Genomic DNA, 22,149 nt, shown 5'->3' with positions numbered 1-22,149 from the left:
ACTGCGGGATCCTATCCGCCCATGGAGCATCGTTATGAACACAGTCGCTTCGAACGCTACGCCTGCGGTGAGCATCGCAAATGCGACACCGCCAGTCACCCACTATCGGACAGCGACAATTGACGGACTAACGATTTTCTTCCGCGAGGCTGGCCCCCAAGACGCCCCTGTTGTTCTGCTTCTGCATGGGTTCCCAACGTCGTCCCACATGTTCAGGCAACTGATGCCTGCACTCGCGGACCGATATCACGTGATCGCGCCGGACTATCCCGGCTTTGGTCAAAGCGACATGCCGGATCGAGCGAAGTTCGCATACACGTTCGACCGATTCGGCGAGTTGATGGACGGACTTCTCGATCAGCTCGGCATCAACCGGTACGCAATGTATGTCATGGACTATGGCGCGCCCGTTGGCTGGCGACTCGCTCTCAAGCATCCAGACCGCGTGACCGGCTTTATTGTCCAGAACGGGAACGCATATGACGAAGGCCTCAAGGCGTTCTGGGACCCTATCAAGACCTATTGGGCCGACGGCTCGGATTCAAGCCGCAAGGCGTTGCTGCCGCTACTGACGATCGAGACGACTATCTTTCAATATACCGATGGCGTATCTGACCGGACCCGCATATCGCCGGACAACTGGGTTCATGATCAAGCCTTACTCGATCGCCCGGGCAACAATGACATCCAGCTCGACCTGTTCTATGACTATCGAACCAATCTGCCCCTATACCCGCAGCTGCAGGCGTACTTCCGGGAGTTCAAACCTCCAATGTTGATCGTGTGGGGCAAAAACGACTTCATCTTCCCTGCGGACGGCGCATACCCATACAAAAACGATTTGCCGGAAGTCGAGACCCATTTGCTCGATACGGGTCATTTTGCTTTGGAGGACAAGGCAGATGAGATGGTGCCGCTGATCCGGGAGTTTCTCGCGCGGAGAGTAGATTCGAAACCGCGGTAGGGCAACGTGGCGATACGGGGGTGAGCCACGCGTGTACGATTGGCGCTGGCTGGCTCCCCGCAGCATTAGAGTTTGTTCAACGATCCGTGGATAATCCACCGCTCACAAATTGGGTCGAGCTCCCGTGCTGCGCCAGAGAAGCAATCTTCGCGGTGTTGTCAGAAGATCTACTTCGAAAAAGTCGTGAACACGAAATCCGCGGCGGCTGGCAACTTCGCGTGACACGCAAAGCAGCTATTGACGATCTTCAAGCTCGGGTTGGCCTTGCCGTTTTCGAACTGACCGTAACCCCATCCGCCAGTACTTGCGTAACGCTTGGAGTCCTTGACCTCGATCTGCACATTGGTCGGAGCTCCAGCGACGAAAGACTGTTCGCGGCCGAAGATGGCGTTGTTCCGTTCTGACGGCACGTACTCGTAGGCAAGCCGCACGATGATGGAGCCGTCCGGGAAGGGTAGCGTCCCTTCCTTGAGCGCTTTCATTGCGATGTCGTTTCCGAGGATGCCGCGAATATCATTGTTGTTGCCTGCTTCATGCGCAACGCTGATGAATTGCCAGTCGCGATAGCCTGGGGGAAGAGTTACACCGAACACCGGTGAGGCCCGGTCGTCTGTACCCGGCGAGGCGATTTCTTCGGCAACGGTCGTTAGAGGAACTGACGCGGAGAGCGACGTCGATATCAGCGCTAAGACGAACAATTTTCGCATCATCCTCGATGGTCTCCGAATCAACCGCACGTTCCGCGAGTCGAGATTCAAGCTAGCTCTGGGACTTGTCCTTGTCAAGCGTAGACTGCGACGTCCGGCGATGCGGTTATCGAACGCTGGGTGAAGCCTATTGCTGGCTCAGAGCGTCACGACAGGATGCCCACACTTTGATCACGTCGGCACTTCTCATATCTAAATCAAGTGCATCGGTGAAGACACTTCGGGCGGACGGGCAGCGGCGTTTTCGTTTGATGTGTTCTCTGCAAATCTTCAACGCGAGCTGGCCAAGTTGAATTCGTACCATCCAGTCGAAATTCTCTTTTTCGCGTGCCTGCCATAGTCGCGTGGACTCGACTAGATGAGCAAGCGACCATGATTGCGTCAGCCCGTACGATACGAGGGTCGCACAAACTAGGTAGCAAAGGAGATGGACTCTTATGTCGTCGGAGTCGAGTCGAACGATAGTTTGGCGCATCGACGAAAATATAAACACTGCCCCATAAGACACGACACGCAGGAAATCGAAAAGGAGCATCGACCTCCGCGCGTTGTAAGAAAAGATTACTGCATCCTGTGGGCGAGATCAACAGACTAGTCTGAAATTCAAAATTTCAAGGGCAAGGCTGCATGCGTAGCCGAGCCTCCGGATTGTCACCTCTGCGGACCAAAGCTGTCGGTTCGTCGGCAGACCCTTTTCGCTCGAATCGCGGACGATCTGATCCGATGATCGATCAGTTCATCATGGCACCGTAGCCTACGATAGGGGGTGTTGATTTTCGTACAAGGCCGATGGTCGAGTTGGATCGTTGTAGTTAGAGTGGCGAATCACCCAGAAGCGATCCAGGATGACGTATTCATATTTGCGAAAGACTATCTGTGTAATTGTTGTATTCCTGCAGAGTTGCACCTCCTTTCAGCCCATTCAGCATCACCAATCTAAGAGTGTTGACGCTACAAATCAAATAAAGTCGACGTGCTCTGACACCGTCTTCGATCTCGCGGACTTCAGGGTCGGCGACGAGATTCGCTATGCGACATGTGATGGGATCGCATCTGAGATGCGCATCACTCGTATCGACTCGACACATTTGATGGGCGCCTCGGAAATTGTGGATGTCCAAAACATCAAAGACGTGAAGCAAAGAAAGTTCTCTCTCGGCCGAACAGCAGCACTGGGCGCCGGAGGAGCAGCAATAGGGTTTGCCGCTTTAGCGGCGTTCCCAGTTGCAGTGGCTTACTTCGCACTTATTGGCGTCTTGTGACTGGTGGGAGAATATCTCGTAAGACACAGAGATCGACAAACTAGCGATTTAGGGAACGATTCAAGCGGCAAAACGTCTCTCGCGCGCCTTTGCAGACATCTCGTCTAGATAGTCCGCGACTGCGTCGTATGGGGCGAAGCGCTTGGCACCCTCCGTGTAAGTCGGAATCGGGAACGTCTCGGCGCTGACCTGGTTGCGGATCGTGCCCTCGGACATCGCAAGAAGCGTTGCCAGTTGGTTCATCGTGAGGCGCACGCCATAGTTTTCGAGAATAAAGGCGCGTGTCAAAAGCTTCATCGCGCGGCGTCTCCGGTAAAAAATGTTGCGACATGCGTTTCAGTCGAGCAGGGCGACGATACGTTCGAAAGGATACGCTGGCAATGCCGCGCGCTTTTCGGCGCATTCATACCGTGCTGAAACGAAAATTGCCGTCTAGTTTGTACAGCACGTTCGGCTGCAAGCCATCCTCGCCCACATAGCCGACTTTCGTGCGATACCGGTACGTGATCGGATCCCAGTAGCGAATTCTGATTTGGCCGCTTTCGCCCGCTGCTGCAGTGCCTGCGAGTCCCGACTCGGCAATGCTCGACAAGCCCGAGATTGCGGTGCCGCCATCACCAACAGTCGCTCTAGCGAAATCACCAACTCGAGCCTGAGAGAAGTCGCCAGCGGTAACGAATCCGTAGTCGCCTGCCGTCGCGGAACCCTTGAAGCCTACGGTAGCTGTGCCGCGCATACCTGCTACCGCATTCCCGTGATTTCCGGCGTAAGCACTGCCGAAATCGCCCGCGGTAGCGGCGCCGTAGTCACCGGTTGTAGCCGATCCAAGCGCGCCGACCGTGGCAGTCTGACCCTGACCGACCGTCAAGTGAGCGCCAATCACTGGACCGCTGAGAGCGCGAGGCTCATGGACGATGAGAAAATCTGTCGCTTCTTTCATGCCCCCGACAAAGACCACTTCACCGCGTGAAAATTTGCATTTTCCGTCGAGCACAATGATGTCGTCCGTCTGAACCTCGACGACCAGCCACTTAGTCGTAGAGTCGAGAGGCCAATGGCCGTGGTGATCGCTTCGAGCGTAGTAGTTCCCATGACCATAAAGCCAGCCGTGCAGTCCTCCGCCACAACGCCTTGTCGGCGCCCAATCGAGCGCTTGTGCGGTCTCACCGACGTCGGGCCATACGAAGCCGTTGCTCGATGACATATCCTCTCGACACGTGCGAAGAATCAGGGCAGTGTCGTTAGGGAGGTGTAGTCCCAAGATTTGATCGAGTGACATGTCAGAGCATGCTGCGCGCTTATCAACGTCAGTAACGGGGAAAATTCGATCGAACATCACACCTCCGATTAGTTCAACTATCAATATGGCTGAAGTAGTGATGTCGATCGCATTCGTTCACCGACCTTTAGGGTGGACTAAGTCATGTATGTGGATCGTCTCCACGCCGAGTACGGCTAACACGTCGCACGTACTCGTTACATGCAATGACATCAAACCGGAGTTTATTGAATTAAACGTATGAAGTAAAGTGGTAACTGTACTCGCGTCTAAGCGTGTCGCTATCCGGTCGAGCTTCGCGGGGCGTCAAGCTCGAAATGCCGCTATCCCTGTGGCCGGTCAAGACGTCGCGTCTGTGTTTCGTGCGAGTAGTTCGGCAAGCAGCCGCTCGTTACGATCCGCCATGGCCTGCATCGTGTTCGCGATCTCTGCCTTTTGTGTCTCAGTCAGCTGCGACATAAGGCGCAGGATAGAACGCGATGGGTCGGGAGAACTTGGGCTATTCCGCATCGAGGAAGCGGCCTTGTCTGTCGGGCTTGGCGCGCCAGGCAGTGGACGGTCAAGGTAACCCTCGTCCATCCCGTATTGACGCTCGATACGGCGGGCAGCGCGCTCACCGAACGATGCTGTTCCATTGACGAGCTGGGAGAAATAGCTCTTCTCCTTTGGTGGCGTCGGGTGAGTGCCGAGCCATTCTTTTAGGCGCGCGCGGCGCGTGTCGGTAGAGTTCATACCGCTAGTTTAGTTTTAACTAAGCCAGTTGTCACTTGACTTTTGGTTTATCGAACACTACGCTGCGTTATGGACCTAAAAACTTACTTCAACAGTTGCCCGCGCGGGACCCTGACTTGGCTTGCAGCAATGCTCGACGTGTCGACTTCGTACTTGTCGCAGCTAGCGTCAGGCCGTTCCCCGATCTCGCCGGCGCGTTGTGTGTTAATCGAGAGACTCACGAAGGGCATCGTCCGTCGGCAAGACCTGCGTCCTCACGATTGGATCGAGATCTGGCCGGAGGTGTACCGACCGCGGAAGACGCAAACCGCGCGTCAACTGGTAAAGGCCCTCAAGAATAATCGGCGAACGCGGAGGAATCGCGAGGCAACGTGCAGGAGCCATATTCGTCGCTCTATCAGGTCTCATGTGGCTTCGGTTGGCCGCGCTGAAAGTGTTCCGCAGAAATGCAATGAGCGACTGCCATCACGATGGCTAATGCGTGCGTCCGATATTTATACGGTAGTCGAACGACCTCGCCGTTCGCGTATGGATGCTTTCGGTGGAGCCGTTGAAAGCCGGAACGGCCGGTCTGACGAGTGCCTCTAGCGCTTCCATGATGATTTATCTGCCGAGGAGCACCAGAGGTGAGTAATCGACTAGATCTTCATGCCGACGCTGTTGTCTTCCTCAATGGCTTCGTGACAATTGAATCGGAAGTTGATGTTCCGGAGTTCTGGATCGAGCTTGGCCCGTCGGTAGGTTGGGGCCGCTTCGAGCGACTTGAAGAGATCAAGACGAAAGATGAAGCGCTGTTTGTATTGTGTGGAGTGCGGTCGGCGCATGAGCCAGTGCCAAGTCCAATAGCTTCACCGTTAGGTGTTTTGTGGCGTCGGCGGGCAGCGATCGAAGCGCAGCGACGAATTTCGACTTATCGCCGGCGGGCAGATCAGATTGGGTGATCTTTGTTTCGATGAGTGCCTTAACCGTTTCTTCGTGTAACCGGATCGTCACGACGCCGAGGATTGCGGTAAGGCCGCCATCGTCAGCAATGATGTCGAGCCCGTCGTTATTGATGCGGGTTGGACGGCTGAGAGGACATTTCTTTGAAATTATCGATCTAGTTTCACGGGGTATCCGATTCGAATGCAGTCAAGGAGTGAGAGCCGAGATTCTGTCAGAGGCCGGAGATCCCACCATCTACTGAGGAGGAGTACGAGTGCACTTACCGCGACACCAGCAAATGCTGAAACAAGCCACGCCCGAAACGATCAAGGTCGTGGAAGAGAAGATTCGTCAAGAAAACCCGGAGGCCTTTCATGTCGAAACCGGCGAGCACGAGACGCTCTCAAAGCGCACGTTCATGGACGAGCCCTGTCATCCGCTGCCGATGGCGGGCTTTTGCTACGGCTACCAGCCGCCGGCAAAGAAAAAAGCAGATGGCGGATCAGAGGCGGAACCGGAAGCAGCCGCTGAAATAGGCGAACTCGCGGTGACGGAAGGGTAGAGAAGCCGAACTACCGCTGTAACCGTGCACCATCGGATTGGTACTGCAAAAGGGCTGTAAATGAATCAGGCCAAGAGCTCGAAGCGAGACGTCGATGGCGATCGACACGAGACACGCGAGGCAAATTCGGAAGAGCGTTTGACTACGAGCACCTTAAAGGTATGCCTGTCCTGTGGCGCGAAGCAAAACGTCGATGGCCGGCTCCCGTGTGACCACTGAAGTTTGAGGAAGAAACGAATGGCAAAGAACTCAGTCGACGCCTATGGTGCGTCGGGAAAAACAAACCTCTTGTTCTTCGATCCGGAGCGGCTGGTGCTCGTGACGGATAGCTCATCGCCACTGTACGACCCTCGTGTCGACTTGCCAGTGAACGAGGATCTTGCACGAAACATCGACTTCCAGGGCGTGTTGCAGCCGATTTCCGTCGTGAAGAACACGGAGACAGGCGAGACCGAAGTGGCGGTCGGCAGGCAACGTACGAAGGCCGCACGCTTAGTCAACGAGTGGCGGCGCGCTCGTGGTGAGAAGCCGATCCAGATCCCGGCGCAGGTGTACCGCGGAGAGCGGCGCACGACGCTGACTGCGATCATCGGTGAAAACGAATTGCGAGAGGCAGACACGCCGCTCGGCCGCGCCGAGAAAATGAGGCGGGTGATGGCACTCGGATACAGCGAGGGCGAAGTCGCAACGATTTTCGGCTGCGGGCTCGGAACTGTTCGCGGTACGGTCGCGCTGCTTGACTGCTGCGCGGATGTCCGCAATGCGGTCGATAGCCTGCGGATCAATGTCACTCACGCGCGCCAGCTCTCCAAGCTCTCGCCTGATGAGCAACGGGAGAAGGTTCGAGAGCTTGTTGCGGCCGGTGAGCATGTCGTTGGCCACGCACGCGCTCGTGCGCAACGGGCAGTAATCGGCGACGCAAAACCGAAACTGCGCAGCCGCAAGGAGATCACACGCGAGCTCGAAATGTCGTCGGGCGACCGCGCGGAAGCGCTGCGCTGGGTGCTGGGAATGGAGCACGATGGTGAGGGCGGGGCATGAGCCTGAAGGACTATTTCGTTTCAGTTGGATGCCGTTCAGTCTGGTCACCGTCGCGGCGAGCAGCCAGAGTTTCATCGAGCAGCGAATTCTTTTCGCGGTTGCGCCGGTCGTATTCAATCCGCACGTCGTCATCAGCGAGTGCCCGTGCTCGCAGTTCCCTGTACGTCGGCAAGTCGGAGCTCCTTCACTTTGGCGTGAACCGCTTTGACAACGTGTGCGATGGGATCGCTCGAGACAACATCATCACTGAGCGTCATCGAGCCGTGAGAACACGCGGCGACGAGCCGTGGCAATTAGCCGTGCCGCGCAGCGACGTTCATACGTACGCCCAACACTCGCAGCAGCTTTTGAATGGTCTCATCGCGTGGGTGAGCCCCAGGAGCAATCGCTTTATAGAGGCTTTCTCGTCCAAGCCCCGCTTCTGCCGCGACTTTGGCGACTCCTCGAGCGCGCATGACGGCACCGAGAGCCGAGAGAAAAACGTTGGGGTTAGGATCTTCCATCGCCGCAGCGAAAAACTCTGCAATCGTTTCTTCACTGTCAAGGTAATCAGCGGCATCGAAGGTGGGAGAGGCGGTCAAGGTCATTCAACTCGACTCAAGCTTCATGCGGGGGTGCAGGCCAGCCCGCGCAGCCAACTTGACGAGCAAGTCGAGACTGAACTGGTTGATCTTTCCTCGCTTGATGTCAGACACACGCGCCTGCGTCGTGCCAAGCACTTCTGCGGCTGCTGCTGCTGCTTGCGTCATCTTCTGATTGTGCAACCAGGTCGTGAGTGCCTGAAGCAAGATCGCGCGCATTTCGAGCTCCGCCGCTTCGCTTTCGGCGAACAGGTCATAAAAGACGCTTTTCCCACGCGTCGTGTGTCCGGTGATAAATCGCATAAAGAGCTTGTTCGCATTCAGCAGAGTTTGTTTCCGGCTCGCTTATCGCGATCGACGTCAGTCGCCGTCAGACATCGGAACAAAGCTGCGTCCAGTCAACTGCTTTGCAGATCGCGGAGCGCTTCCGGGTGCAGCGCCGCCACGCGCAGCAAGGTTTGGGCGGCGCCCGTCGGCTTGCGCCGGCCTTGCTCCCACTCCTGCAACGTGCGCAGTGAGACGCCAATAAGCTTGGCGAATTCACTTTGTGACAGACCGCTTTTGTCGCGGGCTACAGATGCTGTGGACGGCTCCACGTGTGTGACGCGGGCTGCACGGCCTTGCTTCATTTCGCGGACCGCCTGCAGCAACTCGCCACTTAGATTGCGCTTCGCTTCCTTTGCGGCAAGTTCTTTCTTAGTGAGCGGCATCGATCATCTCCTTGAGCAACTTGAGCTCATGAGCTGGAATATTCTCCGCAACGTTTTTGCCATAGATCGTCAACAGCCAAATTACGCCATCTGCAAACACGTTGTAATAAATAACCCTTACGCCACCACGTTTGCCCACGCCTTTGCGGCCCCACCGGACCTTCCGGCATCCCCCGGACCCTGGAATAACATCGCCTGCTTCCGCGTTCGACGCCAACCATGCGCAAAACGCGCCACGCTCGTCTTCCGTCCAATAGTCAGATACATACGCTTTAAAAACGGGCGTTTCGGCGACAGTGTACATGGAGTGGATGATACGTCATTGACGTATAAATCGCAACCGGTTCAAACCTTGACCGCAACGCGCGGCGCTGCCTATACTCCAAGCATCGCTGAGACAACAGCGTACGAGATTGGCGTCTCGGAACTGACCAAGGCGGACCTGCCGCCGCGAAAGCGGCTTTTTTTGCGTCCGCACGCCTGTGCACGCCTTCAATGGGCGGGCCTTGGCGGGGGAGCCTTCGGGCTCACCGGTTCCCTTGGTCTCCGGTACGCCAACCCCATCATGTGCCCGCCCACCCCAATTGGCGTTGGGGAGCGGGTTCTTAACCCGACCAAGGAGGCCGCTATGCGTGCCAATATCCCCGCTCGTCCTGAGCAAAAGCAATCTCCCCTCGAAATAATTAACGACGCTCTCCGTGCAGCCGCACTGGATCCAGAGCCCAACGGCGCGATCGACATTCTCGCCGGCGCATTGCAGCGCCTGCAGCCTTCCTCCAAAACGTCTGAAGGCATTCACGAGGAGTCTCTTTCTGCGCTGATCGTCGAGCTTCAGCATCTCCACGAACTGTTGAGCGTGATCGTTGAAAGTGCGCCGACCGAAGAGACGGAACGTACTTTTCTACTCGCGCAAATGGGCCAGAAAATAACTGAGCGACTTCTTGTGCAGCTCGATACCGCTCGTGCAGTGCCCGATGCGCTCGCTGGCCGAGGGGGGGCGGCGTGAGTACGAAGAATATGCCCTGGTTCCGGATGTACACCGACTTTCTTAACGACCCGAAGATGATCGGCCTTGCGTTTGCGGATCAGCGTCACTTTGTTGGTGTGCTTGCATTGAAGAGCAACGGGACGCTGGATGAGCCGTTCGCGCCTGAGGTGCTCACGCACATTGTCGCGCAGCGCTTGCGGATCGACCGCGCGACTATTGGCGAAGTGAAGGGGCGGTTGGTCACCGCAGGTTTGGTCGATCAGAACTGGCAGCCATTAAGGTGGGATCGGCCCGACCTCCCTCGCGAGGAGGCAAGCCGATGAGCGGGTACGCATATCAATGGGCGAAGCGTCAACTCGTAGGCGATTCTGCGGCAAAGTCGCTGTTGAAAACTTACGCAAGCTGGGCATCCGAAGATTATTCGACGTGGGTAACGAACGAGGAACTGCTGCTCGACACGGAGCTGAATATTCAGACCATCCGACGTGCACGGAGCAGGCTCATCGAGCTTGGCTATCTGATCGAGACGGACAAGCGCCTAGGTCGCACGCAAAGCATCGTCATCTATCAGATGCTCGCACCCTCTGGCACAACTATCGTGCAGAGCGTCGATCCGCGCAGCGGCGAAACCCACTCCTTGAGTCCGCCGACGCTCGAAGAATACCTTGGGAAGAAGGGTGAAAAACCAAGCCCCTCCAAATCTCGTCGCACTAAGGGGGGTGAGATTTCAAGCCGCTCTAAATATGAAGGGGCTCGAAATTTCACTTCAAGCCCCTCCAAATCCCACGTTGAAGGGGGTGAAATTTCACCCGAAGCCCCTCCAAATTTGGACACCAAGATAGCTTTAGAAGAACAAGAGAAGAACTTAGATCAGCAACCCGCGCGACGTGCGTCGCGAGTTGCGTCGCATCAGCAGATTCGAGAATTCAAGTTGCCAGATGGCATCTCCACCGATGTCTGGTCGATGTGGTGCGAACACCGCGAGGCGAAAGCACGGGATGCGCCGTGGACGCGCGCAGCGGCTGCGGTGTCGGTCAAACGTTTGCTTTCGCTGGCGGCCGAAGGCCAGTCGCCTGAGGTGACGATCGAGGAGGCAGTGCTCCGCGGCTGGACAGGCCTGTTCCCGGTGAGGGTGCAGACCGTCACGCCCATGCCGGCCGATTGTGCGCAAACGTTTGCGGCGGACTGGTGGCGCGCGTCGACCGGCATCGAGGCGCGAGGCAAGCAGCTCGGTGTGCAGCAAGGCGAGAACGAGGCGTTCATGCGCTTCAAGGCTCGCGTGTTCAAGGCAGCCGGTCCGGGAGAGTGGATGGAAGACATGCTGCGCACTGTAGGTCGCGAGAGCGAGGAGCGGTACGAGCAGCTGTACGCGTACTTCAACGACGTCCCGCGCGACAGGAACGGCAACACGGAGGCGGCATGAGCACATGCCGCAGCTGCAAAGTCGTCGTCGAGAAAGCCGGTCGCGAGCGTATGCATCGCTTGGGCTTTCGCAATTGCGCATGGCTACCCGACTGGCATTACCTGTCCGGTCACTCAGCATGCCGTTTCAATCCGAGTCGTTGGAGCCAGAAGTCATGAACGCAAAGAAGCTTGCCCGAGCAGTCTTTTTCGATGTCTTGCTCGCGATCTGCCTGTACCTGTGGATCGTGCGCGGTGCGGATTTAGCGCGCGACGTGGCAATTGCCTACCTCTGCGTCATGGCTGAAATCATGTGGATCGCTGCCGTGCTGGTGCCCGCGAAGTATTACGAGCATGGCTGCCCCGTGAACGCGTTCTACGACTTCGTGAGCTCGATGGCCATAATCGGGATCCTCGCTTGGCACGACGAGCGCATGGTCGCGATGATGCTCCTTATCCCGTATCTGCTCACCTTGGCGAAGAGGGAGATGGCCGCAGCATGGTGAAACGCTCCTCATCGTGGCCGGTGTATGTACCGGTGGGAACGACGACCGTTGGTACCGCGCGTGTGCGCGAGGACATCACTGTTGGCCGTGACTCGCAGCAGCGGGCGCTTGCGAAGAAGTTCGGCACTCAGCCGAACTGCGAAGTCGACGAGATCATGTCTTGCGCTGAACCGGTTGTGTCGCTCGCACCGGCGGCGCGCGGAACTGTGACGCAACGCGAAGTCGCAACGAAGCGACTGCAGGCGCTTGGACGACTGCGCGACGGCGAGCAAAACGCGACCGAGCGTCGTTACGAGGCGCATCTCGAACAACAGCGGCGGGCTGGCGCGATCCAGTGGTACTTGTTCGAGGGCATCAAGTTCAAGCTCGCGCCAAGGACCTTTCTGACCGTCGACTACGCGGTGCTGCCCGCGTCGGGCTTGTTGGAGATGCACGACGTGAAGGGTGCGCGCGCCATTTTCAGTGATGATGCCAAGGTCAAGATGAAGGTCGCCGCGTCGATCTTTCCCCTTGTATTCAAGGTGGCATATCCGAGGAAGGCGCGCGATGGTGGTGGTTGGGATGTCGAGGAGATCCAGTGAATAACTCGCGATTGAAGCGTTCGCCATTCAGCAACACGGCTGGGCGCGCGACTGTTCTACGGCGCGCGGCGATCAAGAGGCGCATCAAGAGACCGACGGTGGCCGAAGGGTCAAAGTATCTGGCTGCGTGCCGTGGCGAGTCGTGCTACCTGCGCGTGCCAGGCGTGTGCGTTGGACGTCAGACCGTTGTGCCGGCGCATAGCAATCAGTCGAGACACGGCAAAGGCACGGCGATTAAGGCGAAGCACGAATTCACGGTCCCCGGATGCCGCGCTTGCCACGCTTGGATCGATGCGGGCCCGGCCGCTCGCGATGTCAAGTTCGCCACGTGGGATCGTGCATATGAGTGTTGGAAACCAATGCGCGCTGAGAAGATGCGCGCGCGGGAGCAAAACGTATGCGTTGTTTGATTCGAATTCCTTCTAGCACGCGCTGGCACACCTATCGAGGCCGCAGCGGGAAGCGATATTCGTTGGATCGATGGCAAATGACTGTCGAATTCGAGACTACGGTCTACCGGATCGCGCTCCCATTTGCGCAGAGCGAGATCGAGCCTTTCGTCTGGGTCGATGCATTCATTCCTGAGGACCGTCGGGGCGGCATTCCGATCCTGAGCAGCGATTGGGTGGCACCCGGTGTGTATCGCACGAGAGCCTCGATAAAGAAAAATCGAAAATCCTTTGCTCTTTTCCTCGCGAGCGGCTTGCGAGAAATGGACGTGACGGAGGAACTGGCGTGACAGCAATGAAGATCTTCAAGCCGACGCAAGTATCTCTATGTCTGATCCGCGCGCGGAGGTAATGTGGGCGCATACGTTTATATTCACAAACCAGGTCTACCAGGGGCGGTATCGCAAACGGCAGTGCGGCGGGCCGACGGAAAGCAACATTGGATCTCCTTTCCTGATTGTCCGTTTGCGGGAATCGAAGAAGAGTATGAGATCTACTTTCCATATCCGCGCAACCTTGAAATGCGCGCGCAGCTTGTGGCGTGGCTAGACTACTGGAATCTGTCTTACGGAGTGGAGCGATGAAGTTCGTAGCGCAAGCAAACGCGGAATCAAGTCGAGAAGCAATGACCGAGCGTGACCTGAGCGTAAGTGTTCGAAACGCTGCAGATGACAAAGTACATCGGTGGGTAACCTGGTGCCTCACGCGCCGTATCTTCGCTCCCTACGTAAAGTCAAACGTGCTTGCTCGTCTGCAACCGCCACGACGGTTGACGGTCGCGGAACCCGACTCATTTCTCGATCCTCAGATGCCGTTCCTTAATATGGCCATTCACGCATTGTGCGAGCGCGAAGAACTCGCTAGCGATGCGGAGTGTTTCCTCGGGGTCTACTGGTATCACGCGAACATCAAAGCGCTCGCATATCAGCAAAAGTGTGCGCGCGGTACGATCTATAACCGTGCGAGGAGATTTGCACTAAGGGCCGACGTGCTCAGCAAAACGATCAGGCGCACGCATGAGAATTTTACGTCGATCAAGTGTTCAAATTCATTTGAACATCGTCGGTCTTGAGTAGTTTGCACAAACAGGCCTAGAATCGGTTCACAACAGATAGGCTGCATCATTGCCTCCAAAGCCCACACGGTTCGCGCCGCGTGGGCTTTTTGGCATCGAGGGAGGATAGGTTCGTCATGCCGTTGCACATGCGGAATAAACCACTATGCGGAGTGGGTATGATCCACCTGAATTTCGAGGCTCTCGGGCGCTATCACGCGACACTGGACGCTTTTCAGGAATTGCGATCGAAGCGATCGACTGCTTTGGCGGAGCTCGCGCGAACAGTTCGGCAAAACACTGGGCGGCACGGGAAAATCGTCTCGTTCGACGCAGCGGCAGTTCAAGAGAAACTGCAGAACGCAAGCACAGTCGACGCTGAGCTGATGCAATGCGTTGACGCACTCAATGAATATGCCGCGGAAGTCGGGAAGCCGCAGGTGCAAGTCGAGTCCCCGAGCACATATTAATGTCGATGCAAGGCGCGAGCTCGCTAGCTCAGACATCGTTGGCTCGTTGCCGTCGCGCGCGTTAGCCTCTTCCGAGGCTAATTCATAGATTTCGATGTTGCAACTTAAATTATGCCCATTAGACCGAAGCGCCCGTGCAAGCATCGTGGATGCGGTGCGCTTGTGTCTAACGGTAAATCGTATTGCGAGAGGCACGCGAGAGAAGAAGTGAAGTGGAGGCCTGATGTGGTACGGGGAAATCGGCATTCGCGTGGTTACGGGTCTGCGTGGGTCAAGCGGCGAGAGCGTATTCTGCTTCGCGACTGTGGCGTGTGTCAGGTCTGCAGGCGGGCTGGTCGCGTGACCCTAGCAACAGAGGTGGATCACCGAGTTCCGAAGTCTCAAGGCGGCACGGACGATGATGAGAATCTTCAAAGCATCTGCCGTGAGTGTCACGCCACTAAGACTGGCAGTGAACGCCGTTGATGGGGAGGGGGGTGGAAAAGTCTGGGTCGAATCGTCTGGGGACCGACCGTTCCGTCGAATTTTTACACCCGCGAAATTAAAAATTCAGGAGTTGGCCGATGAGTGGGGTTGCCACGGTTCCGGGCCGCGGCAGAAAACCTAAGCCGACGGCGCGAAAGATCGCTGCCGGAAATCCTGGCAAACGCGCGCTGAATAAGGATGAGCCAGATTTCGGCGCCATCTCGAACATCGATCCGCCGGACTGGATGACCGGCTACGCCGCGGACATGTGGAAGCGCGTGGCACCACGGCTTTGCGCGCAAAAGGTTTTGCAATGGACCGACGTCGAAGTGCTAGAGACGTATTGCTCCGCATACAAGGATTGGCGCCGTGCATGTGAAGACCTCGACGCGAATGGGCTTGTTGTGATGAGCGCTCAGGGATCGCCGATGAAGAACCCAGCGGAAACAGTCAAGCGCGGGGCGTTCGCAACGATGCGCACGGCGGGCGCGCTGCTCGGGCTTGATCCGGTCAGCCGTCAGCGGTTGTCCGGCGTCGGCAACAAGAGGTCCGAGAACCCCTTCGGCGCATTGCTTGGCGGCTAGTTCACGATGGCAGGCACGTATCCGCGCGTGGAGCAAGGTCTCCGATTCGCGCGCGAAGTAGTGCGCGGGAAACGGTCATCCTGCAGATACGTGCAACTTGCGTGTCAGCGGCATCTGGACGACCTCGCGGCGAGCCGTCGAAAGGAATTTCGCTGGAAGTTTGACGCAGCAGCGGCAGAGAAAAAGCTCGCTTTGATCGAACTGATGCCGCATGTCAAAGGTGAGTGGGGATTCAAGCGCCAGCTCGTGACGCTGGAGCCGTGGCAGAAATTCGGGCTGATGTGCACGTTTGGTTGGGTTGGGAAGAAATCCGGGTTCCGGCGGTTTCGCGAGTCGTATTGGGAAGTGCCGCGCAAGTGCGGAAAAAGCGTCATTGCTGCCGGTGTCGGCATCGCGATGTTCATCGCGGACAATGAGTTTGGCGCGGAAGTGTATGCGGGCGCGACGACTGAGAAACAGGCCTGGGAGGTGTTTCGGCCTGCGCGCTTGATGGTGAAGCGCTCGCCGCTGCTGATCGAGGCTGCCGGCATCGAGGTGAACGCCTCGAACATGAATAAACCGGAGGACGGCAGCCGCTTCGAGCCGCTGATCGGCAATCCAGGTGACGGCGCATCGCCCTCGTGTTCGATCGTCGATGAGTACCACGAGCACGACAGCTCCGCGCTTTACGAGACGATGCTCACAGGCATGGGCGCGCGCAGACAGCCGTTGATGTTCATCATCACGACAGCGGGTGCAAACATCGAGGGCCCGTGCTACGACAAGCGGCGGCAGGTTATCGAGATGCTTGAGGGCACGGTTGCCGACGACGAGCTTTTTGGGTGGATCTGGACCATCGACGAAGGCGACGACTGGACCGATCCGCGAGTACTAGCGAAAGCCAACCCAAACATCGGTATCTCGGTTTACCAGGAGTATCTGGAGAGTCAGCAGCAGCGCGCGATTAAGTCCGCACGCTTCACCAACACGTTCAAGACGAAGCATCTGAATGTCTGGACGTCGGCGAAGGCGGGCTACTTCAACTTGGAAGATTGGAAGGGCCGCGAAGACACAACGCTGACGCTCGAACGTTTTGAGGGCCAGGATTGCATTCTCGCGCTCGACATGGCGCGCAAGCTCGACCTGAACAGCATGGCGCGTCTCTTCTGGCGCGACATCGACGGACGACGGCACTACTACAGCGTGGCACCGCGCTTCTGGGTGCCAGAAGACACAGTGAAAAACACCGAGAACCGGCGGATGGCCGAGCGTTACCAGAAGTGGGTGAACGCTGGGCACCTTTTTGAGACTGCTGGAGCAGAGATCGACTATCGCGAGATCCTGAACGAGGCCGTCGAGGCAAACCGCGCGTGCCCTGTGCAATGTGTGCCGATGGACCCGCACGGCGCGACGAACCTTGCGCACCAACTGGAAGACGAGGGGTTGACGCCGGTCACGATTATTCAGAACTACACGAACATGTCCGACCCGATGAAGGAGTTGGAAGCCGCCATCGTGTCTGGTCGGTTTCACCACGACGGCGATCCGATCATGACCTGGTGCGTGAGCAACGTGGTCGGCAAGAATTTGCCGGGCAACGACGACGTTGTGCGCCCGATCAAGCAGGGCAACGACAACAAGATCGACGGCGCGGTGGCATTGATTATGGCCATCGGCCGAGCGATGCTCGCGAATCTGGCGAGTTCGGTTTCAATCTACGATCAAGGGATGGGCATTTGAATCTAATCGGTGCTGCGGCGTGGATCGCCGGCTTGCTCGGTTTCGGGCTGCTTGTCGCGGGTGTGGTGCTGATCAGCGTGCCGGCGGGACTGATCGTGGCAGGTGTGCTCCTGCTGTTCTGGGCTTACCTCGCTGATCGTGCAGCTGCTCGCATCTCACACGTACCGCGGGCGCAGGAGTAGTCGATGTTCTTCAGTAAGCATCGGCTGCCGAGCATGTCTCAGACGGGCGTGGGCGGGTGGATTTCGTCGCTATTCGGTAGCACGCGCTCCGAAGCGGGTCAGGTCGTGACGACCTCAAGCGCCTTGTCGCTGACCGTCTTGCAGAACTGCGTCACCTTACTCTCCGAGAGCGTCGCGCAGTTGCCGATCGAGTTGTATGAGCGGTCGGGAGACGATCGCAGGCCTGCAGTCGATCATCCGCTGTATTCGGTCTTGAAGTACGAACCCAATTCGTGGCAGACGCCGTTCGAGTATCAAGAGCAAACGCAGCTGTCCGTTGGGCTTCGCGGCAACAGCTACAGCTACATCGATCGCGATTCGGACGGTGTGGTTCAGGGGTTGTATCCGCTCGACCACGAATCGGTCATGGTCATGAAGGGCCCAGACCTGAGGCCGATGTATCGCGTGAACGGTTCGGAGCCGATGCCCCAGCGCCTGATCCACCACGTTCGATGGTTGACGATGAACAGCTACACGGGCTTGTCGCCCATCATGTTGCATGCGAACACGATCGGGCATGCGCAGGCGATCCAGCAGTATGCCGGACGGTCGTTCATGAACGGCACGGTGCTCTCTGGCGTGATCGAGCGACCGAGTACGAGCCCGCCGATCAAAGATCAGGCGAGCGTCGATCGGGTGACGGACGAATGGAATAATAAATTTGGTGGCCCTGGAAACACCAAGAAGGTCGCGCTGCTCCAAGAGGGCATGAGTTTCAAGCCGCTGTCGATGACGAACGTCGACGCGGCCCTGATCGAGGCGATGCGGCTGTCTGCGCTGGACATCGCGCGCATCTATAAGATTCCGGCGCATATGGTGAACGAGCTCGAACGGGCAACGTTCGACAACATCGAGCAGATGGAGATTCAGTTTGTCATCTACACGCTGATGCCGTGGGTCAAGCGGCACGAGCAAGCGAAGACGCGTGACTTACTGTTGCCGTCCGAGCGCAGGCAGTACTTCATCGAATACAACCTCGCGGGGTTGCTGCGCGGCGATCAGGCGTCGCGCTTTGCGGCGTATGCGGTAGGTCGTCAATGGGGCTGGCTGTCGATCAACGATATTCGACGGCTGGAAAATATGCCGCCGATCAAGAACGGGGACATCTACCTGAGCCCGCTCAATATGGTGGACGCCTCGAAGCCGCTCCCAATGCCGCCGCCTACGACCAAGGCGACCAACGCGCAAATCGAAGACGTTCAAAGGATCCTCTCATGAAGCCGCACCTTAGACTTGCGAGCCTGATCTTTAATCAGCCGCAGCTCGTCAGCGATCAGATGATGTCGCTGGCCGTTCAATGGGCCAATCAAGCGCTGCACCTGAACATCGTCAATCTGACGGTGAACGGAACGCAGCCGAAGCTCATGGACGATGACGGCATCAGCGCTAGTACACAAATGGCGAGCGCGCCCGATCGGCGTCGCGCTGTTGTCGCCGACACCGGACTGGACATCATCCCGGTGTCGGGCATCCTCGTCTCGCGATCCGCGCATCTGAACGCGTGCGAGCCGATGACCAGCTATGAGGGATTGCGCTCGTCGGTCAATCAGGCAGCAGCAGACCCAGCAGTCGAGCACATCATTCTCGATATCGACAGCACCGGGGGCACCTCGACCGGCGCGTTCGAGCTGGCCAACGACATCCGTGCGGCCACGAAACTGAAGCCGATCACGGCGATCGTCAACTTCTCGGCGTTCTCAGGCGGTTACTTGATTGCGGCGGCCGCGTCGAACGTGATCGTGAGCCAGACCTCGGGCGTGGGCTCCATCGGCGTGATCGCCAAGCACTTGGATGTGTCTAAGCGCGATGAGCAGCAAGGCATCAAGGTCACCTCGGTGTTCGCGGGCGGGCGCAAGAACGATCTGACGCCGCACGAGCCGCTGAGCGACCAGTCGCTTGAGCGCCTCACGAGCATGGTGCAGACCAACTACGTGCAGTTTGTCGATGCGATCGCGCAGTTCCGCGGTCTCACCACCCAGGCGGTCAAGGACACACAAGCGGGTGTGTTCTTCGGCAAGGACGGTGTGGCGGCGGGACTTGCCGACAGCGTCGAGACGCCTCAAGCCGCCGTGAACCGAATTGCGTCAGAAATTGGCGCATCGCGCGCGCAGCGTAAGCCGGGTCGCAGCGTGGCCGCTCGGGCTGCCGCGATGAACATGCGAAACCTGTACTGACACCGCCTCACCTGTGAATCGGCGCGTTCGCGCCTGCAATCGAGCACTGCCGCCTTCGGGCGGTTTTTTATTGGAGAACCGAACTTGAACATCAATGAACTTCGCCGCGAACGCGCCAGCATCAATCAACAGGTGCAGGCGCTGGCTGCGATTGAAGCCGGCGGCACTGCGCTGTCGGCCGAGCAGCATACTGAATTCGCCAACCTCAGCACGAAATTCGGCGAGCTCACGGCGCAGATCGAACGCGTCGAGGCAGCCGAGCGCATGGCTGCCACCGCAGCGGTCTGTGTCGATCCGACGCCGGCGGCCGTCGCTGCTCCCGCCGGGTCAGCCGCGTCGAGCGTCCCGGCGCAGCCCAAAGTGCCGGAGGTGAAGGGCGCGAAAATGGCGCGCATGGTCCGCGCGCTGGCTGCTGCGCGCGGTGATGCGCAACTCGCCTCGAAACTGGCGATGGAGCGCGGCTTTGGGGAGGACGTAGCGATGTCGCTCAACACGCTGACATCGAGCGCGGGTGGCGTGCTCGTGCCGACAAACCTGTCGAGCGATGTGATCGAGCTGCTGCGTCCGAAGTCGGTCGTCCGTCGGCTTGGCGCACGCACATTGCCGCTCTCGAACGGCAACATCACGGTTCCGCGATTGAAGGGTGGAGCGGTCGTGGGGTACATCGGGTCCGACAGCGATATCGGCGTGACGAAACAGTCGTTTGATGACTTGAAGCTGACGGCGAAAAAGCTCGCCGCGCTGGTGCCGATCTCCAACGATCTCATCAAGTATGCGGGCGTGAATCCGAATATCGACCAAATCGTCGTCGGTGATCTGACGAGCGCGATCGGTACGCGCGAAGACAAGGCGTTCATTCGCGACGATGGGACGGCGAACACGCCGAAGGGGCTGCTTCACTGGGCGATCGCAGAAAACAAGATCGCCGCAAGCGATGGTTCGACGATTCAAAAAGTCGAGACCGACCTAAACAAGGCGATTCTCGCGCTCGAAGGCGCCGACGCGAACATGATCTCGCCCGGCTGGATCATGGCTCCGCGAGTGTTCCGCTTTCTGTCAAGCATGCGCGACGGCAACGGCAACAAGGTCTATCCGGAGCTCGACAGCGGCATGTTGAAGGGGTATTCGGTCGGTCGGACCACGCAGGTGCCAATTAACCTTGGCTCCGACAAGCCTACTCCCGACAAACCTTCCACCAACAAGGCTACCGGTGACAATGATGCGAACGCATCGGAGATCTACTTCGTGGACTTCGGCGATGTGTTCATTGGTGAAGAAGAGACACTGGAGATCGATTACAGCAAGGAGGCGACGTACTCGATCACTAACGGCAGCACAACTGAAACGGTGAGCGCTTTCCAGCGTGATCAAACGTTGATTCGTGTCATCGCGAAGAACGACTTCGGCCCGCGTCACGTCGAATCAATCGCCGTGCTCACGGGCGTGAGATGGGGCAGCTGAGTCACGCTGAAGGGGAAGCGCATGGCGGCTGTTCTTGTTGAGTACCTGGACGACTCGGAGCCACTGACGTTCAAGGACGTCGCCGCGCAGTGTCGCATCGACGACGATGATGAACGCGATTTCATCGAGCGTATCGTGATCCCCAGCGCGCGCCAGGCAGCAGAAAGTAAGTCGGGCGCGGCGATCCGAAAAGCACGATACGTGGAAAGGATTGCCGTCTTCCCAATGCAGGCGCTTTCGTTATCGCTTGGACAGGTGGTCCGCGTCGAGAGCGTAGTGGCTCGAATCTCATCCAGTGCGGCGACGACCACGCTCGATGTGAGTACCTACGAACTCGTGCAGCTCGGCCGAGAATCACTGCTTGCGCCGCTGGGTGAATGCCCGTGGCCCAATGCTACCGCGGTGACGATCACGTACCAGGCTGGCATCGACCTGTCCCGGTTTCCATCGGTGCGTTCGTGGATGCTGCTTGCGGCCGCGTGGGCGTATGACCATCGCGAGCTGTTTGCCAAAGGCCAGGCGCTCACGGCCATGCCGGGTGGGTATGCCGCACGCTGCTTGCGCCCATCTGCGTGCCGACGAGGTTCTGATGGAGGCGGGTCGTTTGAATAGTCGCGTGTTCATCGAACGTCGTGTTATGGATCCGGATGCGGAGTCGATTACGTGGGAGCCGGTGGTCGACAGGAAGGCGTATGTGCGCATGCTGAGCGGCAAGGAAGTCATTGCAGCCGATGCGCCGTTAAGCGCTGTCAAAGCGAGCGTGCGCATCCGGTATCGCAGAGCGCTGTGCACGATTCTGCGCCCGGGCATGCGCGCCAAGGTCGACGACATGGTTATGCGTATTGAGACGGTGCAGCCGGATCTCGTCAATCGCGAGCACATTGACCTGGTGTGTGTCATCGATGAGCGCTAATCAGATCGTTGAACGCGCCTTGAAGCATCTGGCCGACGGACACGTGTTCCCCGACGTGGCCGAGCAGGGCGTGCGCCCACCGTGGATCGTCTATCAATTCTCGGGTGGCGAGATAACGGTCGATCTGAGCGGCACGCTGTTCGATTATTACCAGGCGCGCGTGCAGATTGCGGTGTGGCATCCAACGCCTCAGGGTCGATCATCGCTTATGCAGAAGGTGCTGCATGCCTTGATCGCGCCGGACGTGGGGGCGGTTCCGCTCGGTGCACCCGGGGACGTGTACGAGCATGAGACGCAGCTGCATGGCAGTCGTGTCGACGTGAACTTGTGGTGCAAGTTTTAGCTTGAAATGGAAATCAATCAACCGCCTGCCAGGCGGCTTTTTACGTTTCGAATAGGAG

The 22,149-nt window shown here is 58.0% G+C and carries 32 protein-coding genes; 24 read left to right on the top strand and 8 right to left on the bottom strand.

The annotated features are described in order from the left end of the window. Positions 1–34 precede the first annotated feature (34 nt). The gene (locus AWB80_RS18050) at positions 35–964 is read left to right on the top strand and encodes an alpha/beta fold hydrolase (protein WP_061176013.1); all 930 of its coding nucleotides are present in this window, start codon (positions 35–37) and stop codon (positions 962–964) included. A gap of 167 nt (positions 965–1,131) precedes the next feature. Here AWB80_RS18050 and AWB80_RS18045 read toward each other — a convergent pair whose 3' ends face one another. Continuing rightward, complete coding sequence (locus AWB80_RS18045) at positions 1,132–1,674, bottom strand: cytochrome P460 family protein (protein ID WP_244206569.1); 543 nt, start codon at positions 1,672–1,674, stop codon at positions 1,132–1,134. A gap of 1,055 nt (positions 1,675–2,729) precedes the next feature. On the opposite strand from AWB80_RS18045, the gene AWB80_RS43335 reads away from it, so the two are divergent. Continuing rightward, positions 2,730–2,933: a hypothetical protein gene (locus tag AWB80_RS43335; RefSeq protein WP_143328076.1), complete on the top strand. Its 204-nt coding sequence runs from the start codon at positions 2,730–2,732 to the stop codon at positions 2,931–2,933. 60 nt (positions 2,934–2,993) lie between these two features. Here the strand turns inward: AWB80_RS43335 and AWB80_RS18035 are convergent, their stop codons facing one another. The 3 genes from AWB80_RS18035 to AWB80_RS43330 all read right to left on the bottom strand — a co-directional run bounded on the left by AWB80_RS18035 (position 2,994) and on the right by AWB80_RS43330 (position 4,944). After that, a complete protein-coding gene (locus tag AWB80_RS18035) occupies positions 2,994–3,230 on the bottom strand; it encodes a hypothetical protein (protein ID WP_061176011.1) in 237 nt (78 codons plus the stop codon). A 106-nt stretch (positions 3,231–3,336) separates the two neighbouring features. Continuing rightward, complete coding sequence (locus AWB80_RS18030) at positions 3,337–4,212, bottom strand: DUF7666 domain-containing protein (protein ID WP_087131396.1); 876 nt, start codon at positions 4,210–4,212, stop codon at positions 3,337–3,339. 339 nt (positions 4,213–4,551) lie between these two features. Beyond that, the gene (locus AWB80_RS43330) at positions 4,552–4,944 is read right to left on the bottom strand and encodes a hypothetical protein (RefSeq protein ID WP_143328075.1); all 393 of its coding nucleotides are present in this window, start codon (positions 4,942–4,944) and stop codon (positions 4,552–4,554) included. Between the two features lie 69 nt (positions 4,945–5,013). Here AWB80_RS43330 and AWB80_RS18020 point away from each other — a divergent pair, with 69 nt between their 5' ends. From AWB80_RS18020 to AWB80_RS18005, 4 genes are all read left to right on the top strand, one after another. Next, on the top strand, positions 5,014–5,532 hold the full coding sequence (locus tag AWB80_RS18020; RefSeq protein WP_087131385.1) for a transcriptional regulator: 519 nt from the start codon (positions 5,014–5,016) through the stop codon (positions 5,530–5,532). 38 nt (positions 5,533–5,570) lie between these two features. Further along, on the top strand, positions 5,571–5,885 hold the full coding sequence (locus AWB80_RS43325) for a hypothetical protein (protein WP_143328074.1): 315 nt from the start codon (positions 5,571–5,573) through the stop codon (positions 5,883–5,885). Between the two features lie 281 nt (positions 5,886–6,166). Next, positions 6,167–6,430, top strand: coding sequence for a hypothetical protein (locus AWB80_RS18010; RefSeq protein ID WP_061176008.1), 264 nt, complete (start codon positions 6,167–6,169; stop codon positions 6,428–6,430). A 237-nt stretch (positions 6,431–6,667) separates the two neighbouring features. Beyond that, on the top strand, positions 6,668–7,471 hold the full coding sequence (locus AWB80_RS18005) for a ParB/RepB/Spo0J family partition protein (protein WP_061176007.1): 804 nt from the start codon (positions 6,668–6,670) through the stop codon (positions 7,469–7,471). A gap of 293 nt (positions 7,472–7,764) precedes the next feature. On the opposite strand, the gene AWB80_RS18000 is transcribed toward AWB80_RS18005, so the two are convergent. The 4 genes from AWB80_RS18000 to AWB80_RS17985 all read right to left on the bottom strand — a co-directional run bounded on the left by AWB80_RS18000 (position 7,765) and on the right by AWB80_RS17985 (position 9,066). Next, the gene (locus tag AWB80_RS18000) at positions 7,765–8,058 is read right to left on the bottom strand and encodes an addiction module antidote protein (RefSeq protein WP_061176006.1); all 294 of its coding nucleotides are present in this window, start codon (positions 8,056–8,058) and stop codon (positions 7,765–7,767) included. Continuing rightward, positions 8,059–8,355, bottom strand: a complete 297-nt coding sequence (locus tag AWB80_RS17995) for a helix-turn-helix domain-containing protein (RefSeq protein WP_087131384.1) — start codon at positions 8,353–8,355, stop codon at positions 8,059–8,061. It lies immediately after the preceding gene. Between the two features lie 95 nt (positions 8,356–8,450). Continuing rightward, a complete protein-coding gene (locus AWB80_RS17990; RefSeq protein WP_061176005.1) occupies positions 8,451–8,762 on the bottom strand; it encodes a helix-turn-helix domain-containing protein in 312 nt (103 codons plus the stop codon). Further along, the gene (locus AWB80_RS17985) at positions 8,749–9,066 is read right to left on the bottom strand and encodes a hypothetical protein (protein ID WP_061176004.1); all 318 of its coding nucleotides are present in this window, start codon (positions 9,064–9,066) and stop codon (positions 8,749–8,751) included. The genes AWB80_RS17990 and AWB80_RS17985 overlap by 14 nt, the downstream gene beginning before the upstream one ends. A 324-nt stretch (positions 9,067–9,390) precedes the next feature. Here AWB80_RS17985 and AWB80_RS17975 point away from each other — a divergent pair, with 324 nt between their 5' ends. From AWB80_RS17975 to gp17, 18 genes are all read left to right on the top strand, one after another. Next, positions 9,391–9,768 (top strand): hypothetical protein, encoded by a 378-nt coding sequence (locus AWB80_RS17975; RefSeq protein ID WP_061176003.1) that lies wholly within the window; start codon positions 9,391–9,393, stop codon positions 9,766–9,768. Further along, positions 9,765–10,073 carry a hypothetical protein gene (locus tag AWB80_RS17970; RefSeq protein WP_061176002.1) on the top strand — a complete coding sequence of 103 codons (309 nt, stop codon included), beginning with the start codon at positions 9,765–9,767 and terminating at the stop codon, positions 10,071–10,073. The genes AWB80_RS17975 and AWB80_RS17970 overlap by 4 nt, the downstream gene beginning before the upstream one ends. Next, positions 10,070–11,173, top strand: a complete 1,104-nt coding sequence (locus tag AWB80_RS44935) for a hypothetical protein (RefSeq protein ID WP_244206567.1) — start codon at positions 10,070–10,072, stop codon at positions 11,171–11,173. Before AWB80_RS17970 ends, AWB80_RS44935 begins: the two co-directional genes overlap by 4 nt. A gap of 154 nt (positions 11,174–11,327) precedes the next feature. Beyond that, on the top strand, positions 11,328–11,657 hold the full coding sequence (locus AWB80_RS17960; RefSeq protein WP_061176001.1) for a hypothetical protein: 330 nt from the start codon (positions 11,328–11,330) through the stop codon (positions 11,655–11,657). Continuing rightward, complete coding sequence (locus AWB80_RS44930; protein ID WP_244206566.1) at positions 11,651–12,238, top strand: hypothetical protein; 588 nt, start codon at positions 11,651–11,653, stop codon at positions 12,236–12,238. Before AWB80_RS17960 ends, AWB80_RS44930 begins: the two co-directional genes overlap by 7 nt. A gap of 11 nt (positions 12,239–12,249) precedes the next feature. After that, on the top strand, positions 12,250–12,648 hold the full coding sequence (locus AWB80_RS17950) for a nuclease domain-containing protein (protein ID WP_244206577.1): 399 nt from the start codon (positions 12,250–12,252) through the stop codon (positions 12,646–12,648). Positions 12,649–12,725: 77 nt separating this feature from the next. Beyond that, entirely contained in the window at positions 12,726–12,977 is a 252-nt protein-coding gene (locus AWB80_RS17945) for a hypothetical protein (protein ID WP_061176000.1), read from the top strand. Positions 12,978–13,920: 943 nt separating this feature from the next. Further along, positions 13,921–14,211, top strand: a complete 291-nt coding sequence (locus tag AWB80_RS17940) for a hypothetical protein (protein ID WP_143328072.1) — start codon at positions 13,921–13,923, stop codon at positions 14,209–14,211. A 111-nt stretch (positions 14,212–14,322) separates the two neighbouring features. Beyond that, positions 14,323–14,676 (top strand): HNH endonuclease, encoded by a 354-nt coding sequence (locus AWB80_RS17935; protein WP_087131382.1) that lies wholly within the window; start codon positions 14,323–14,325, stop codon positions 14,674–14,676. Positions 14,677–14,774: 98 nt separating this feature from the next. Beyond that, entirely contained in the window at positions 14,775–15,260 is a 486-nt protein-coding gene (locus AWB80_RS17930) for a phage terminase small subunit P27 family (RefSeq protein ID WP_061175998.1), read from the top strand. A 6-nt stretch (positions 15,261–15,266) separates the two neighbouring features. After that, positions 15,267–16,979 carry a terminase large subunit gene (locus AWB80_RS17925; protein ID WP_061175997.1) on the top strand — a complete coding sequence of 571 codons (1,713 nt, stop codon included), beginning with the start codon at positions 15,267–15,269 and terminating at the stop codon, positions 16,977–16,979. Next, positions 16,976–17,161, top strand: a complete 186-nt coding sequence (locus tag AWB80_RS17920) for a hypothetical protein (RefSeq protein WP_061175996.1) — start codon at positions 16,976–16,978, stop codon at positions 17,159–17,161. Before AWB80_RS17925 ends, AWB80_RS17920 begins: the two co-directional genes overlap by 4 nt. Before the next feature lie 3 nt (positions 17,162–17,164). Then, positions 17,165–18,418, top strand: coding sequence for a phage portal protein (locus AWB80_RS17915; RefSeq protein WP_061175995.1), 1,254 nt, complete (start codon positions 17,165–17,167; stop codon positions 18,416–18,418). Beyond that, positions 18,415–19,374, top strand: coding sequence for a S49 family peptidase (locus AWB80_RS17910; protein WP_061175994.1), 960 nt, complete (start codon positions 18,415–18,417; stop codon positions 19,372–19,374). The genes AWB80_RS17915 and AWB80_RS17910 overlap by 4 nt, the downstream gene beginning before the upstream one ends. A gap of 84 nt (positions 19,375–19,458) precedes the next feature. Continuing rightward, positions 19,459–20,835: a phage major capsid protein gene (locus AWB80_RS17905; RefSeq protein ID WP_061175993.1), complete on the top strand. Its 1,377-nt coding sequence runs from the start codon at positions 19,459–19,461 to the stop codon at positions 20,833–20,835. A 21-nt stretch (positions 20,836–20,856) separates the two neighbouring features. Further along, a complete protein-coding gene (locus AWB80_RS17900) occupies positions 20,857–21,447 on the top strand; it encodes a head-tail connector protein (protein ID WP_244206564.1) in 591 nt (196 codons plus the stop codon). 4 nt (positions 21,448–21,451) lie between these two features. Further along, on the top strand, positions 21,452–21,748 hold the full coding sequence (locus tag AWB80_RS17895) for a phage head closure protein (protein ID WP_160147454.1): 297 nt from the start codon (positions 21,452–21,454) through the stop codon (positions 21,746–21,748). Then, a complete protein-coding gene (gene gp17, locus AWB80_RS17890) occupies positions 21,738–22,091 on the top strand; it encodes a tail completion protein gp17 (protein ID WP_061175991.1) in 354 nt (117 codons plus the stop codon). The genes AWB80_RS17895 and gp17 overlap by 11 nt, the downstream gene beginning before the upstream one ends. Positions 22,092–22,149: the final 58 nt, after the last annotated feature.

It is taken from the genome of Caballeronia pedi (assembly GCF_001544915.2).
GTDB classification, from domain to species: domain Bacteria; phylum Pseudomonadota; class Gammaproteobacteria; order Burkholderiales; family Burkholderiaceae; genus Caballeronia; species Caballeronia pedi.
The sequence above is the reverse complement of the archived record's forward strand: the minus strand, read 5'-3'. Positions and strand labels throughout refer to the sequence as shown.